General features: G+C 64.8%; 3 protein-coding genes. All 3 read right to left on the reverse strand.

Annotated features, from left to right (window positions below):
- A partial coding sequence (locus ACTIEZ_RS13300) for a beta strand repeat-containing protein (protein ID WP_439547168.1) occupies positions 1 to 12,855 on the reverse strand: 12,855 nt, incomplete at its 3' end.
- Positions 12,855 to 14,561 carry a ShlB/FhaC/HecB family hemolysin secretion/activation protein gene (locus ACTIEZ_RS13305; protein ID WP_439547169.1) on the reverse strand — a complete coding sequence of 569 codons (1,707 nt, stop codon included), beginning with the start codon at positions 14,559 to 14,561 and terminating at the stop codon, positions 12,855 to 12,857. The genes ACTIEZ_RS13300 and ACTIEZ_RS13305, both read right to left, overlap by 1 nt.
- A 269-nt stretch (positions 14,562 to 14,830) precedes the next feature.
- Positions 14,831 to 16,684 (reverse strand): cobaltochelatase subunit CobT, encoded by a 1,854-nt coding sequence (cobT, locus tag ACTIEZ_RS13310; RefSeq protein ID WP_439547170.1) that lies wholly within the window; start codon positions 16,682 to 16,684, stop codon positions 14,831 to 14,833.
- Positions 16,685 to 16,724: the final 40 nt, after the last annotated feature.

Below are 16,724 nucleotides of genomic sequence, written 5' to 3' on the forward strand. Positions count from 1 at the left end.
CAGCGCCAGCAACCGGCCATCGGCGCGCGCTGCGCCGATCATGATGCTGTCTGCCGCATCGAGCGTGATGTCGCCGCCAGTGGCGGTCAGGCTGCCGGCGTTCAGCATGGCACCGCTGCTCAGCACGATATTGCCGGGCGCAGCACTGCCCGCGGTCACGTCGCCCAGATCGATCCCGCCCGATGCCGCGATCGTGAAGTTGCGGCCTGCGCTCAAGCCACTGCCCGCCACGCTGCCGGCGGTGACCTGGATATCAAGATCATTGCCGGCACTGATGCTGGCAAACTGCGCGTCAGCGCTGGCCAGGATGAAGTCCCCACCCGCCATCGCGTTGCCCAACTGGGCACTGCCAACGGTCAACTGGCTGCTGCCCGTGGTGACCAGGTTCCCGCCAACCGCGAACAACCCGCTGCTGACAACCACCGCCGAACCCGCACTCAGGCTGCCGAGGCTGGCACTGCCAACCGACAGTTCCGTGGCACCCGTGGTGACAAACGCGCCGCTGATCACAAGTGCGCCGCTGGTGGCAATCTGCGAGCCGCCGGCTGTCAGGCTTGCAATGGTGACGGCGTTGCTGCCGGTCACGTTCACATTGCCGGCCCCATTGATGGCGCCGACATTCAAGGCGCCCACCGCGTCCACCAAGATGTCAGTCTGCACGCCGACGGCGGGATTGATCACCCCTGCATCCAGCGGCCCAACGGTCAGCGCTCCAAGGGAGAGCAGGGTGAGCGCGCCGCCGCTGCTGGCGCCGCTGATGACAAGCTCCGTTGCAGCACTGACCACGGCATCGCGGTCAGCGCGCAGGCTGTCGATTATGACCGTGCCGCCAGCAACGTTGATGTCCCGCGTGGAATTGATGTCGCCAAGCGTGAGCGCGCTGGTCGCGCCGGCAATGATTTTCACATCCTCGCTGTTGGTAGTCTGCGTGGCAAGCGTGATCGTGCTGCCGCTTGTCAGATCAAGATTGAGCGCTTGCACAATGCCAACTGCGCCCGGCGTCGGCGTCTCAAAGCCACTGACCAGAGGCCCGACTGCATCGAACAGCAACGTGCCACCAACGGTGATGATGCCGCCATCATTCAAGGCGAGGCTGCCGCCAGACAGGAATTGTCCGTTGCCGGCGATGGTGATCGTCGATCCCGGATCAGCCACCAGCCCGCTTCGCGACGCAAACGCAGAAAACGTGCCGAAGGTCGTGGCGTCGACTGATGCCATCGTCAGCGCGCTGCCGCCGTTACTGCGGATCTGGATGATGCCGACATCACTCAGGGAAGCAGCAGCGTCGCTGCCAGACCCGGTGGCCTGAGCGGTCACGGCGCCGGCGATTTGCAGGTTGGCACCTGGCCCGCCGGGCAGCCCGATGCTGCCCACGGTGATAAACCCACCGATGCCACGTGCGGGCTCGCCCGGTTCGCCGCTGAAGCCACCGGCAAAGCCATTGGCGATCATCGTGAGCGGGCCTGCAACCGTGCCGACGGCACCGTTGATCACCAATTCGAGACTGCCGCCATTGCCAAGGCCATGGACCCCCGCCCCACTGCCAGCTGAACCGCCTTCGCCGCGTGCGCCAAGAACGGCAGAAGCGAGGCTGAAGTTTCCGGCCACAATAGCCGGTTCGCTGTCGCCCATTCCGATGCGGATCGTGCCGCCGAAACCATCGCCACCTGCAATGAAACTCGTGCCGTCGCCGCCGCGGCCACCAATGCCATTTGCTGATGCGGTCAGTGCGCCGAGGGCCACCACACCGGCGTTGCTGGCCGAGCCAAGCTCGATGACTCCGCCGACAGCCGTACCGCCATCACCGCCGGGGCCAACATTGCCGCCAAGACCGCCGCGCGCATCCGCCTCGATCACCACGGTGCCGAGCGGCGACAGGGTGAGCGGACCAGCAGTGTCACCGCCAACGGCAAGGAAGCGCACATGGCCAGCGGTCGCATTGCCGCCTGCGCCAGATTGACCATCTCCACCGACGGCAGCGGCCACGATGTTGGTATTGCCACTGACCGTCAATCCGCCGTCGAGGATGCTGAAATCAACTTGCGCGCCAGTGGCGTTGCCCCCCGATGCAAAACTGGCGCCACTGATCGATACGGCGCTGCCACCAAGCGTCTGCGCTGCGATCGCAAGACCGGTTCCGCCAATGTCGAGATTGCCATTGATCGTTGCCGCGACCTGGCTGCCGATCGCTGTGCCGCCAGCATTGTTACCGCCGCTACCAGCGCTGGTGAGCAGGTCAAACGACGCGCCGCCGGCGAAATTCAGTTCAGCCGATGCGGCGACGCCAAGTTCCAGCCGCGTACCTGCCGCATTTCCGCCTTGGCCCGCGGCCAAGGCATCGACATTCCCGCCAAAAACTGGCGCCGATACTGTCAAACTGCCGTCGATACGCAGGATGCCACCAGCCTGCTCAGCCGCTATCCGCACCGTGCCGCCATCGGCATTTCCGGCGTCACCAATGCTCGGGTCGATCCAGCTGCCGCCAATGCTGGCAGCATCTATTTGCGCGTTCCCCCTTATCAACAGCGAGCCAGCAGCCTGCAATTGCACGTTTCCGCCGATTGCGTCACCCGCAGCCGCCAAGCTGAATGGCGGTTGGACGCCGCCGTTCCCGCCTCTGGCGTCCGCGTCGATGAAGAGATCGCCAAGATCGACCGTGGCGCCAGCCTGGCTGGCCGAAATCACCACCGTTGCCGCTGCCGCCCGGCCGCCAATCTCGCCATTGCCGCCCGAGGCCGTTGCGATCAGGTCGGTTTGCAGTGCAACAAGCAAGCTGTCAGCACCACTGGCCAATAGGCTGATCTGTCCGCCAAATCCGTCGCCGCCGATACGGCCTGCCCCGCCTTGACCGCCCGTGTCGACCAACTGCCCGCCCGTTTCCAGCACGCCTGCCACCTGGGCGCCGATCCTGACGGTGGCACCAGTGCCGTCACCGCCATTGCCAGCAAAAAAACCGGCGCCGCCAAAGCCGCCAAAGCCGCCGCCAGCGATGATGAGGGCGCGACTGCCCGTCAGCGTTGGTGCGATCGCAATATTCCCACCGACGGCCAAGATATCGATGGTGCCGCCAAAGCCATTGCCGCCGTTGGCGCCGAAACCATTTTGCAAGTCCCCATCACCCCCATCGCCACCCGTGCCGGTGACCTGCATGGTGGTCGCACCCAGAATGACGTTGGAGGCCGCGCCAGTGGCCTCGGCCAAGATGCTGCCGCCGGCACCAATGCCGCCGACACCAGTACCGCCATCGCCGCCGGCCCCGGTCGCAAAAAGCGACAAGCCGGCAGCGGCTTCAAACACGCCCCCGCCATCGGCACCGATGTTGATGAAACCGCCGATCCCGCTGCCGCCGTCGCCGTCGAAGCTGACACCGCCAAAACCCGCGACCGTCGCAAATGTGGAGCCGTTCAAATCAAGCAAACCACCGCTGGCCCGCAGATCGATCGTGCCACCCTGGGCATCACCGCCGAAATTGCTATCTGCCACAAGGCCGTCGGCAAAAAGCGAACTCAAGTCGTTCACGGCAATCTGACCCAGTTCGCTGCTCAGCGTGATGGTGCCGCCCGTGGCACTGCCGCCATCCGTGCTTATGCCGCCACCGAACACGCCGCCAGACTGGCCAGTGCCGTCCAGCGTCAGCGCGCCAGAGATGGTGATGCTGCCGGTATCGGTATCGCCGGGACGCGTGTCCTGACGTAACGCGCGAAGCGTGACCGACCCGCCAGTGGCGTTGCCGCTGGTCACACCACCCAGGCCAGACTCGCTGCTGGCCTGGGCGGTAAGGCTGGCCAAGGTCATGGTGCCGGGGGTGCCGTTGGCCGCGTTCGGCCGGCTTTGGATCAATATGTCGCCGCCGGTGGCGTTACCGCCGTTGGCCAATGCGGGCTCGCTGCCGCCGATACCGCCGCGTCCGCCGGTCGTAACGGCATTCGCAAGAATCGCGGCTGCGGTGAGCAGCCCGCCATCATTGCGCAGCTCGATACTGGACCCCTGCGCATTGCCGCCGGCGCCGCCGGCACCAATCGCTGCGCCGTCGCCGCCACGACCGGCTCCCACTCTGGCAAAAACCGAGATGTCGCCGGCGGTGAACACGCCCTGGCCGGGACCGGCGCTGCTGGCGATACCCAAGGCGATCATGCTGCCGGTTGCGCTGCCGCCAACGCCGCCAGGGCCACTGATGTCATTGTCACCCAAACCGCCGATGCCACCAAAGCTATCGGCCGATACCCCCAAGCCGCCCATCATCAGGTTGCCGGTGGCACCCGTCAGGATTTGAATCGTGCCGCCGAATGAGTCGCCGCCGGCGCCGCCACGGCCGCCCGCGCCGGCCAGTGCGATCGCCGACACGTTCATGGTATTGCCGGCAAAGCTGCCCAATTCAGCTTCGCCAAGTGTGTTGACCAACAAACGCACGGTGCCGGCCCTGGCAAGGCCGCCCGCGCCTTCAATGCCGTTGCCGGCGAAGGCATTGACGTTGAATAATGTTGTGCCGGTGACCGTTATCTCGCCGCCGGCAACCGTGACTTCGGCCGTGCCGGCTATCGTATTGCCACCGCTGCCCCCACTTGCACCGCTCGCACCGGCCGCAAGTTCAAGGGCATTGCCGACCATCAGCACGCCGCGCTGGTTCATCACACGCGCAGTGCCGCCAACGGCGGTGCCGTCTCCGGCCACACTGCCGGCCCGCAAGGCCACGCCCCCCTGGGACGAAATGCTGCCGCCTTCATTGTTGGCATCGGGCGAAAAGCGTATTTCCGCCACACCGCCCGCAGCGCTGCGGCCGGCACCGGTTGCGTCCAATATAATCTCACCAGCAACCAGGCTAGTGCCCTGTCCGCTGGCATCGATCCTCGCTGTGCCGCCGGTGCCATCACCGCGGACTTCACCGGCGCCACCGTCGCCGCGGGCAAAGATTTGTACATTTGATATGATCGTGGAATCGGCGCCACCAAGCAAGCTGAACGCGGCGGTGCCGCCAGTGCCCGCGCGTCCCGCGCCCATGAAATTGTCACCGCCAAAACCGTCGCTGTTCAAGATGATGGCTTGGGAACCATAGGTCCCCGATACCGTCAAGCTGGCCGTGCCGCCCTGAGCAGTACCACCATTGCCATCGGCAAATGCCAGCGCGGACAGTTCTGAAGAACCCATGATCTGCACAGTGCCATGTGCATCGAATCGGGCCGTCCCGCCAATGATTGAGCCCAACCCGTTGTCGTCCCCGGAATTGAGAGAAGCTCTTGCCAGGATGTTGAGGTCACCGGTTACTTGCAGTTGGGACGTATCGGCTTGAGTAACCTCAGCAAGGCCAGCAGCGATATTATATGTTCCAACGCCAAGACCAGTCGCGCCTGCGTCAACTTCAGCAGCCCCGCCCACTTGCAACAAGCCACCGGTCAAAACAATGCGTGCGATGCCGCCAGACGCGCCGCTACCCGCTCCTGTTGCCGCCAAGCCCACGTTGCCGGAGGCTGCAGCCAACGTGCCGTTGCTGACATCAAGCAGTGCAGAACCACCCGCGCCGTTGCCCAAGGTTACGCCTGCACCGCCGAGGCCACTGGCGTTCAAGTCCAGAGAGCCAGGCAAAACCAGGCTGCCGCCGTTGGCGACAGTGACGCTGCCGCCAAAGCCACTGCCGCCGGCACCGGACATGCTGCCGCCGCCTGTGCCCGCGGCATTCAGGAAAATTTCACCGGTGCTGCTGCTGGTGATGGCCAGGTCGCTGGCAGCGCCGATGCTCATCAGTGTCACTGATCCACCGGTGCCGGCGCCGCCGGTACCGTCGAACGCCGCCCCGCCCGTGCCGGACGCGTTCAGCACGATGCTGTTCAGATCAAGATCGACCTGGGCGATCCCGGCCACCTCGAATCGGCTGTTGCCGCCCGTGGCAGCGCCGCCGGTAATGCCGTTGCCGCCCACGGCCGATGTGTTCAATTCCAATCGACCCGCAACACTGGCCGTCGCACCGGCGCCGACCTGAAACAGGGCCGTGCCGCCACTTGCCATGCCGCCGACATCGTCGTTGAACCGATCGGCCTGCGCCGACGCATCGACCCGCAGCCCTGGTGTGTCGAGGGTGCCCCCATTCAGGTTCAGCAGCACAGACCCGCCGAATGCGTTGCCGCCCTGGCCGTCGGGATCCAGATAGGCCGCATTGGCATTGATATCGATACCACTGCCGCCAACGCTGATCGCGCCGCTGGAGCTGAGTCCGAAATTGCCGGCGCGGGCGTCGTGGTCGGCCAGCGGCACCTGCACCAACGCACTGACATCCGCCAAAAGGCTGCCAGTAATCGTCAGTTCGCCGCCCAGGGGCACTTGCATATCGATCGTGCCGCTCAGCGACAACGCCCCAGTGGCATTGGTTGCACTGACGATGGCGGCTGTCAGGTTGACATTGCCGTCGACGTTCAGCGCACCGGCCGCACGCAGGAACAGATCACCACCGCGCGCTTCCAGCCCAGCGCCGATGGCTGCCATGTTTACACCGCCGGCAATGTTCAACGTGCCGCCATCGGCCAGCAGCGACAAGGTGCCACCCGTGCCGTTGCCATTCGGCGAATTGAGCTGCAGATTGGCATTGCCGTTCATCACCAGATCACCATTGATGGTGGTGACGCCCCCGCTGGTGCCGACTTCGGCAATGCCGCCGGTGACGTTGCCGGTCGTCCCTTCGATGCCGCCGCTGGCATTGACCAGAATGTTCAATCCGCCCGGCAGCGTGAAATTGCCGGCGTTGCTGATGATGACTGTGCCGCCGATGGCGTCGCCGGCCGGCAGGCGAGATCCGCCTTCGAATTCAGGGCCGTCCAGAGGACCACCCGCAAACCCAGGCAGTGGGCCTTCCGGTGAGCCAAACCCGTTTCCAGGCGGTTGGCCGGTCAGCGGGGCTAACCCGCCGACACCCACGGCATCAAGCACCAGAGCGTCGCCAAACGTGGACTGCAGTTCAAAGCTGCCCAGCGCGCCGGTCAAGATGCTGATGTCGCCGCCAACGCCAAGGCCGTTGATACCGATGTTGCTGTCGCCACCCATACCGGTGGCCCGAATGGAGACCAGATTGTCACCCACATTGAACAGCATCGCGCCGCCATTGATGATGGCGATCTCACCGCCACGTCCAAGGCCGCCGGTGAAGCCACTGACATCGAAATTGAAGGTGCCGCCGCCTACGGCGTTGGCCAAAAGCGATACCGGGCCGTTGACCGTGAACTGGGCGCCAGGCAATGTTTGCACAACAATGTCGCCAGCGGCCGCACCCGGCCCATCGGCAGATCCGACGCTGCCGGCGAAGGCGCCCGTCGATAGGAAAAGGCCGTTTTGCGTGAACGTGCCGCTGTTGGCCGAGATCAGGATATTCCCGCCGGTCGCGACCCCGCCGCCGCCATCCGGGAAGCCGGCGGAGGCCGAAATTCTGGTGCTACCCGTGACCGTGAAGGTACCGCCGCTGTTGATCATTGCTGTACCACCCGTGGTGGTGCGGTTGGCGCCATCGCCGAAGTCATTGGCATCCAGAAACGCTTCAAAGGCGCCATTGATCGTGACCGTGCTGCCAACCGCCGTATCGACGTTAAAGCTGCCACCAAAGCCCTGAGCGTCAGGCCTAAAGCCAAAGAGAGAGACATCGTTGAACAGCGTGAAATTGCCGGCGACGTCCAGTTGCCCGGCCGTAACGATGAGATTGGCGTTGCCATTGCGGGCGATTTGGCCGTCGACGAAGTGATTGACCTCCAGGTTACCACCCACGCCGATATTGCCGCCCGTCAGGCTGATGGTGGTCGTACCGCCGGTGGCATTGCCGGGCACGACCCCAAAACCCGTGCCACCACGCACCAGGCCATCGATGACAGTAACGCCGCTGAAGCCGATCGTGCCGCCGCTGGCGGTGATGCTGGTGGTGCCGCCTGTGGAACTGCCCGGTGCCAAGTTCGAATTGCCACCAAAATTGTTGGTGCCAAGCCGGATCGTGCCAGAAATCGCCCCGAAATCCAGCGTGCCGGCCGTGTTGGTAATGGCCAGCGAGCCACCGCTGGCCGAGCCGCCCGCCAAAGATGTCCCGCCGTTGCCGGCGCGGGCAAATGTCTGCAGTTGCAGTTCGCCAACATTGTCAGTGATGCTGGTGGTACCGGCGTTGCTGATGATGATCTGCCCGCCGATGGCGTCGCTGCTGTCGCCGATCATGCCGCTGCTCACATCGCCTTGGGCGGAGATTTGCAGTGTGCCCGGGCCGATATTCTCGATAATTGTCGTGCCGCCGGCAGCCGTGCTGATATCGACGGTGCCACCGGTTGCGGTGCCGGAACCAGGCGTGGACTGGCCAACCCCGCCCAACCCGTCGGCCCACAGCGCCACGAAGCTGCCGGAGATGGTCAGGGTGCCACCCAATGACTCCACGGCGGTGCGTATCGTCCCACCAGTGGCTGTGCCATAATAGCCGGTGGCGACAAGATGGGCGCTGCCGATCGTGGCGCTACCACCATTGACCACGATTTCCGACAGGCCCCCGGTGCTGCTGCCGGCCTGTTGCCCGGCAATCTGCGGGCCGGCGAAGCCATCGGCAAACATGCTGAGGAACCCGGTTGATTCCAGCGTGCCACGGTTGGCCAGCATGCGTACCGTGCCGCCGAACCCATCACCGCCGGTCGTTGCCAGCGACAGCGAACTTCCGCCGAAACCGTTGGCGGACATGAATATGCCCCCGGGGAAGAGCAGATCGCCATGATTGCTTACGGGCAGGCCCGCTTCCTCAACCCTGATCTGGGACAGGCCGCCCTGTCCGCTGCCCGGTGCGGTGTTGCTGGCACCGCCATTGCCGGGAGCCGTGATGTTAAACAAGCCCGACACTTGCACATTTGCCGGCTGCCCGCCGGTGGCGTGTGACGTCGCCAGCAAGGCGCCTTCGCCGCCCTGGGCATTGCCGCCGCCCGCATCGTTCTGCGCGCCACCGCCGCCATTGCCGCCGGTTGCCGTCAGATTCACATTGACGTCGACCGCTTCGAAGCTGGCACCCTGCACCGGAATGAACTGCTTCCCGCCAATGGCATCGCCACCGCGTCCCGCCGGCCCCGGGCCATTTCCGGCGCCACCGTTGCCGCCTTGCGCGCTGCCGTTGAGCAGGATCGTGCCGCCGAATCTGGCAAACGAAAGATTGCTGAGCGGCGTGGCCGGTCCGCTGAACACCCCGAGGTCGGTATAGCCGCCCGTGGCATTGCCACCACTGCCGCCGGCACCACCGGTGCTGTCACCGCCAGCGCCGCCGATGGCATTGTTGCTGATGGTGGCGGTAAACGCGTCGATGCTGCCGTTGCCGCCCAGCGCGACCAACTGGACGTTGGCCCCGGCCGAATCATTCCCGGCCGCGCCGCCCGCACCACCGTTGCCCGTGGTGGAAGAGCCGCCCGCCCCGCCCTGGGCGATCGCCGAGATGATGAGATCACCCCCGCCGATCAGCAGGCGACCGCCGGGGCCGCTTTCGGCGCCGCTGATCGTGGCCCTTGCCTGTCCCACCGTGGCATTGCCGCCGGCGCCGCCGCTGTCTGCCAGTGCAGACCCGCCCGTGGCATTGGCCAGCATCTGGAATTGGCTGGAAACGAACAACTCGCTGTCGGTGATGTCCACGAATGCGCGGCCGCTTTGCGCAGCACCGCCGATGCTGCCGCCGCCGCCCACGGCGCTGCTGTCGACCGTCAAAAATCCGACGTTCGTCGACTGCGATTCCAGCCGCAGATCGATGAAGCCGCCCAGGGCCGCACCGCCGATGTCGCTGCTGCCATTGCCGCCGATGGCGGTGGCGGACAGCCGCAGATCGCCAAACACCTCGATGCCGCCATCAGCGGACATGCCGTCAGGGCCATAGTAGAGCGAAACCGCGCTGTTGGCCTGAGTCACGCCGAAGGCCGTGGCGGTGCCGCCTGAAACACCGTCACCGCCGATGGTGTCGGCCGAAATGATCAGACCGCCGGGCACTTGCAGCCCGCCGCCATTTGCCAGCCGGACCTGAGCGCTGCCGCCCAGCGCATTGCCTCCGTCGCCGCCGGGTGCGCCCGAGCCGCCAGTCGCGTCAGCGCGAACACCCGAGAGACCTACAATATCGACACCCAGGGAGATGCTTGGATTGCCGCTGGCAATCAGAAACGCGTTGCCGCCTATGCCATTTCCGCCCTGCACATTACCGCCGGTCAGCCCGTTGGCACCATAACCACCGGCGTCGATGATCGTGCCTGAACCGATGTTGACGCTGGTGTTGGCGGCTGCGTCGGTAACAATCAGTTCCGCGATACCGCCGCGGAATTCATTGCCACCGGTGCCGTCAGGGCCAAAGGCGATCGCGCTGATCAGCAGCTCGTTGGCGTTGACCGTTGCGCCATCACCGACGAAGGCGCGCGCATCACCGGCCTGAAGCACGCCGCCGCCAAGATGATTTGTGGGCGTGCCCATGAGGTAAAGCGCGTCTGCGTTCACTTCCAGCCGGTTGGGAACGACCAGATTTGCGCCGGACTGCACCTCCAGCAAAGCACTGCCGCCCGTCGCGGAGCCGGAGGATTGGCCATCCGCGCCCTGTTCGGCGATGCCCTGCGCGAGGATCACCAGCGAGCCGTCGGTGAGAAGCAAATTGCCAGCACTGCCGATCTGCACCATGGCCAGGCCGCCAACCCCACTGCCGCCCGCGCCGTCGGCTGCGATGCCGCCGGCGCCATTGGCGCTGGCCAGCAGCGATTGGCCTTGCAGGAAGCCGTCCGCCGACCGGATCTGCGCAAAGCCACCGGTACCAATGCCGCCGGCCTGCCCGGCCGCCGTGGTGCTGTCCCCGCGCGCGTCAGCGCGGGCGGTGATGGTGCCCAGCACGCCCACGATGCCGCCGTCGATCGCCGCCACATCGGCCTGGCCGGCGGTGCGGTTGGCGCCTGCCGTCTCGTTGAACTGCACTGAGGCATCGGCCAGCACATTGCCCGACACTTCCAGCAGCTGGTTGTTGCGCGCGCCGATGAAGGCCTGGCCGTCGGCATAGACTTCGATATCACGGGCGATGTCGAGCTGGCCGGTCCGCGCAATTGCCTGCGCCACGTTCTTCGACCGCACCACCAGGTTGGAAGTGAAGGTGGCGGCATCGACGTCCACCGTCGCGGTGGCGGTGCTGGTGGCGGCGGGCTGGTTGGCGAAGTGGCCAAGGCCCTTGCCGGCGGCGCTGCCCTGGATGTCATAGCCACCCGACAGCACGACAGCATTGCCGTCGACATCGGCCGCGCTGGCGATATCGAACCCGATCTGCCCGCTGCCGGTGATGAGCATCGTCATCGCATCGTTGCGTGGCATCGCCATCATGTAGATGCGGTGATAATCCAAAATCGCCGAATTTCCGCCCGGCCCGGTGATATTACCGGAAACCGAAGACATCCCGCCAGCAGCCGACGAGATATTGGTGGTGATATCGAACAGCCCACCATTCAGCGTGAAGCTGACGTCTTCGGCCGCTACCAGCGCCGCCGAACCATTGACGTTGATATTGCCGTCCATGCGGAAACCAGGCGCCACGGCAATGACATAACTGTTATGATTGGAGGCATTGATCCCCGCACCGGATTCGATTTCAACGCGCGCCGTGCTGCCACTGTCGGCCTGCAACCGGAACTGATTGCCGTTGGTGATGAACGGCTGCCCGCCCGCCGCCCCTACCGGATCATTGGCGGTCAACAGCAGACTGCCGACGTTGAAGTTCGCGGTGTTTGTCAGCAGCAAGCCGCCCGGCGCATAAAACCAGATGCTGCCGTCCGCGTCGCTGTTGACCGTGCCCGACAGCCCGATCACGGCCGATGGGTTTGCCGCGATGATGCGATTCAGGACAGTATAGCTGGAGCCGTTGATCGACGATCCACTCCGAAATTCAACCGTGCGGTCACTCGGCAGGAAATTGATTGTTCCACTCGAGCCGTCATCGATCGGGGTCCAGTTGATCGTGGTCTGGGTGGCATTGACATCAATAAATTCGGTCTGGCCGAATTCCGATCGGTCGATGCTGCCGAGAATGACGTCTGGCGTGCCTTGAAAGGAAAAAACGCCAGGCGGCGGCGGTGGCGGCGCATCCGGATCATACACGAAGGAGACAAACTCGGGGGAGAATTCCACGAGAACGTCTTCTGCGTTTGGCAGCGCCAATCTGGGATTGCTGGTAATGAAGCCCGCATCATCAAAAATGCTGCCCGGCGCGATTGCGACCAGATAGCCACCTGTCGTGCTGAACGCGAAACTAGCGCCGCTTGCGATCTCGATATTCGGGAAACCGCCGGTCGTGTTCCGGAACCGGGCCTGGTTGCCGTTGAGGAACGGTGTTGCCAGTTGATTGCCGCCATCGGCTTCACTCGCCGTCAACAGCAGGCTGCCAACGTTGAAGCTCGCAGTGCCGGAAATCAGCATGCCGGTCGGCGAGTAGAACCAGATGCTGCCCGCCGCATCGCTGTTCACAGTGCCCGAAAGCTGGATAATCCGGCTTGGATCTGCGGCAAGGATGGGATGGGCGATGATGCGGTTCAAGACCGTGTAACTGCCGCCACCCAGCGCCGCGCCGCCCTGGAATGTTGCCACATTGCCCTGCGGCAGAAAATCGACAGGATTCGGCCCCGGCCCGACGTCGGTCGGAGACCAGTTCAACGTCACCTGCGGGCTATTGATCGTGATTGTCTCTGCACCGGCGGTAACCGTCCGGCTGGCGTTGCCCAGAACCACTTCTGGCGTGCCTTGAAACGCCTGGGCCCGCACCGCCTGTGGTTGCAGAGCCAGCATGCTGGCCAGAACGCCGGGGGACGCCGCCAGGGCCAGCCGGGCGCGAGACGTCAGCGCCGAGGCGTGCTTGTCGAACAGGCGCATCAGCGGGTCCTCCACGGCAGCAGGCGGGTGGTCAGTGTCACCAGCATGCGCACATCGCCGGCATTGACCGGCCCCAGGCCCTTCAAGGCTATCGCGCCGCCGACATCGATCCGCGCCCTGTCCGATACAATGAACCGTGCGCCGCCACCAGCCGACACCAGATTGCCCGGATTACGTGCCGCTGCCCCCAGATTGCGGGTCCACGCCCAGCCGGCATCGACAAACACATAAGGCTGGGCTGCCAGCTTCAAGTCTTGATTCAGGATGATCGGATCGTGGCGCAGTTCGGCGCTTGCCGCAAAGCCGTCGTCGCCAGTCAGTGCGCCCGGTTCGAAGCCGCGGCCAACCGTGTAATTACCCAGGGCAAAACGTTCGAACCCGAACAGGTTGCCGCTGGCATATTGCGCCCGCGGCTGCACCACCAGGCTGAGACGTCGCGACAATCGCGCTTCGGCGAGGCCTGTGAAGCGCAGCACGGTGGCGGTCGGGCTGCCGTTGAACAGACTGGGCGGCACCACACCGACGCCGGTGCACGCGGCCAGGTTTTCCAGGCAATCCGGGCTGGCGCCAAAAATCGCCACGCCCTGCCGCAGCTCCAGGTTGGCCGCCACCCGCCAGGCGGTGGTTCCGCCAGGACCGCGCCCTTTCAAATCCACCCAGTCGGCATCGAACCTGGCATAGGCAACCCGCAGCCGGTCGCGTGAAAGGGGCACGGCGTTGAAATCAACTTGTTGATTGACCAGATCAAGGCCAACGCGGCCGAAATAGCTGGCGCCCTGTCTGCGCAGGATCGGGTAAGACGCTTCGAAATTGGCAAAAAATGTCTCGGCCTCCACAGGCGGTACGCCGGCGCCCAGCGATGGCTTGGTCCAGGCCTGAGTGACCCGCCCCGACAAGCGCAGGCCTTCGCCACCAACGGCGAAATCATGGCCGGCCTGCAGCACCTGCTGCTCGCGCACATCGCTGGTGGTGTAGAACGATACGAAGCTGTGATCGCCCAGCCCGGTCAGGCCATGCGCCTGCACGCGAAGCTGCCCGCCCCAGGGTCCGGTTTGCGAAGGCGCCAGATTGGTGACCACCAGATCGGCCTCCACCGCGCGGCGCCGCACGCTGATCTCGCCAACCATGTCGCCAGCGCCAGTGCCCGCCGGTTTCAACGCCAGCCGCACATCCATGCCGGGCAAATCGCGGGCCAGCAGCAGATAGCGTTCGGCCGTGATGCGGTTGAACACCTCACCGGTCGCCAGTTTTTTCAGATAACGCGCCACCTGGCCTTCATTTCGGCCTGCGTTGCCGCGCACGCGAATGGCGGTCAGGCGGGCGTACAACACTTCAAAGCGAACAATACCGCCTTCGATCCGCTGGGCCGGCACTTGCACGGCCGCCAGATAGCCCAGCCGGCGCAATTTGGTCGCCACCGCATCGCGAATTTCGCACAGCGCCGACACCGGCAGTTCGCGGCCGGTCAGGGGCCGCCATAGCGGCTCCAGTTCAGCGGCCGCCACCGGTCCCAGATTGTTGAACTCGGCACGCGTCAGGGTCAATTTGATGGCTGCATAAGCCGGATCGGCGAGCGCGCATGGGCTGCGTTCGATATCGCCATCGACGATCAGCCGACTCGGCTGGCTGATGGTAGGTCGCCGGCTGGGATCAATTTCTTCACGGGTTGGGGCGCCGGTTACGCCAACCTGCGCTGCGGCAGGCATTGCGGCAGACGCCAGAAGCATGACCGCAGCGATCTGCATCCCCGATACACGCATGGGATACGGATATGGCCGCGGCTCGCGCCCTGCCCAACAGCCGCCATCGTCCATCCCGATTCCCTCCGCAACCTTGCGTTGCGACCCCTGTTATTTACCACCTTAAACCGATTTGGAACCATAGCGCCAGCGACTTATGATTTGGTTACGCGTGCATCACGGCCTGCGTTGCAATCAACGCAAGTGATTGACGGTCAAGCGTGCAGCACAAGCGGTCAGCGCCGCCGCTTGCCTTTGCCACCACCCTGTTCGAACAGTGCGGCCAGGCTGTCGATGATTGTGCCGCCAAGTTGTTCGGCGTCCATGATGGTAACGGCACGGGCGTAATATCGCGTCACGTCGTGGCCGATGCCGATGGCGATCAATTCCACCGGGCTGCGGGTTTCGATCTGGCGGATGGCAGCCCGGAGATGGCGTTCCAGATAATTGCCGCTGTTTACCGAAAGGGTCGAATCATCCACCGGCGCACCATCGGAAATCACCATCAGGATGCGGCGATCCTCGCGCCGGGCCAGCAGACGATCATGCGCCCACAACAGCGCCTCGCCGTCGATATTCTCCTTCAACAGGCCTTCGCGCATCATCAAGCCAAGATTCTTGCGCGCCCGACGCCATGGTGCGTCGGCCTGCTTGTAAACGATGTGCCTGAGATCATTGAGGCGACCTGGCTTGGCCGGACGCCCGGCGGCCAGCCACGCCTCCCGGCTCTGCCCGCCCTTCCAGGCGCGGGTGGTGAAGCCGAGGATTTCGGTTTTCACTGCACAGCGTTCCAGTGTGCGCGCCAATATGTCGGCGCAGATCGCCGCGATGGAGATCGGCCGCCCGCGCATCGAGCCACTATTGTCGATCAGCAACGTTACCACCGTGTCGCGAAATTCGGTATCACGCTCCACCTTATATGACAGTGCGTGGGTAGGGTTGGTCACGATACGCACCAGCCGCCCGGCATCGAGCATGCCTTCGTCCTGATCGAAGTCCCAACTCCGGTTCTGCTGCGCCATCAGCCGGCGCTGCAAGCGGTTGGCCAGCTTGGTCACCGCCGATTGCAGCGGGATCAGTTGCTGATCGAGATAGGCGCGCAGCCGGGTCAGTTCTTCGTCGTCACACAGATCGGCGGCGCCCACCACTTCGTCGAACTTGGTGGTGTGGGCGCGATAATCGAAATCCGGCGGCAGGTCCGAAAGCGGCTGGTTGGGCCGCCACGGCATCATGCCCTCGTCGCCGTCCTCGCCCATTTCGGCGTCAGACACCATGTCGGTGTCCATCTCGACTTCGCGGCTTTCGGAATCTTCGGGCGCATCGGCCGATTCCTCGGCGCGCGTTTCGGTGGACTGTTCCTGGCCACCGCCGTCATCCTGCTGCTGGTCGTCGCTGTCCTCGCCGGGCTGTTCTTCTTCGTCCTGGCCTTCGCTTTCCTCGGCCTCTTCAGCCGCTTCGTCCGGATCAGCGCCCAGCCCAAGATCGTTGAGCACGCGGCGCAAAGCCTGCGCAAAGCCAGCCTGATCATCCAGGGTTCCGGCCAGATCATCGAGATGCCCGCCGCTGCGCGCTTCGATATCGGCGCGCACCATCTCCACCGCGGCTTCGGCCGCACGCGGCACCGCAGCGCCCGTCAGCCGTTCGCGCACGATCAGGGCCAGCGCACTGGCCAGCGGTACTTCTTCCGGCGTGCGGGCGCGCACGATCGGATCGGTGCGCACCCGGGCCTCCACCATGCGATCCAGATTGCGCGCCACCCCGGCCATATCCAGCGCTCCCAGCGCTTCGCAGCGCGTCTGTTCCAGGGCGTTCCAGATCTCGCGGGCCAGTCCGGCATCGGGCAGATCGGCCCCATGAAGCTTGGCATCGTGGTGGCGGCGCTTCAGAGCGAAACTGTCGGCCCAGCCGCGCACTTCGGCAACCTGTTCGGCCGGCAGCGCGCGCGCCGGTTGCGGTACGCGGGCCTGTTCGCCGAAACAGGCTGGTTTGTCAGCAGTATAGGCCAGGTCCATGCCCGGCGCATGGCCGAGCGCGCGCATGCTGGCCGCCACGGCCTGGCGGAAATCCTCGATGGGGCTGTTGTCGGCCATGGCTTTCTTTGTGACCTCCCCCGTGACCTGTCAAATGCCC

The sequence above is a fragment of the Sandarakinorhabdus sp. genome, assembly GCF_051860625.1.
GTDB lineage: Bacteria > Pseudomonadota > Alphaproteobacteria > Sphingomonadales > Sphingomonadaceae > Sandarakinorhabdus.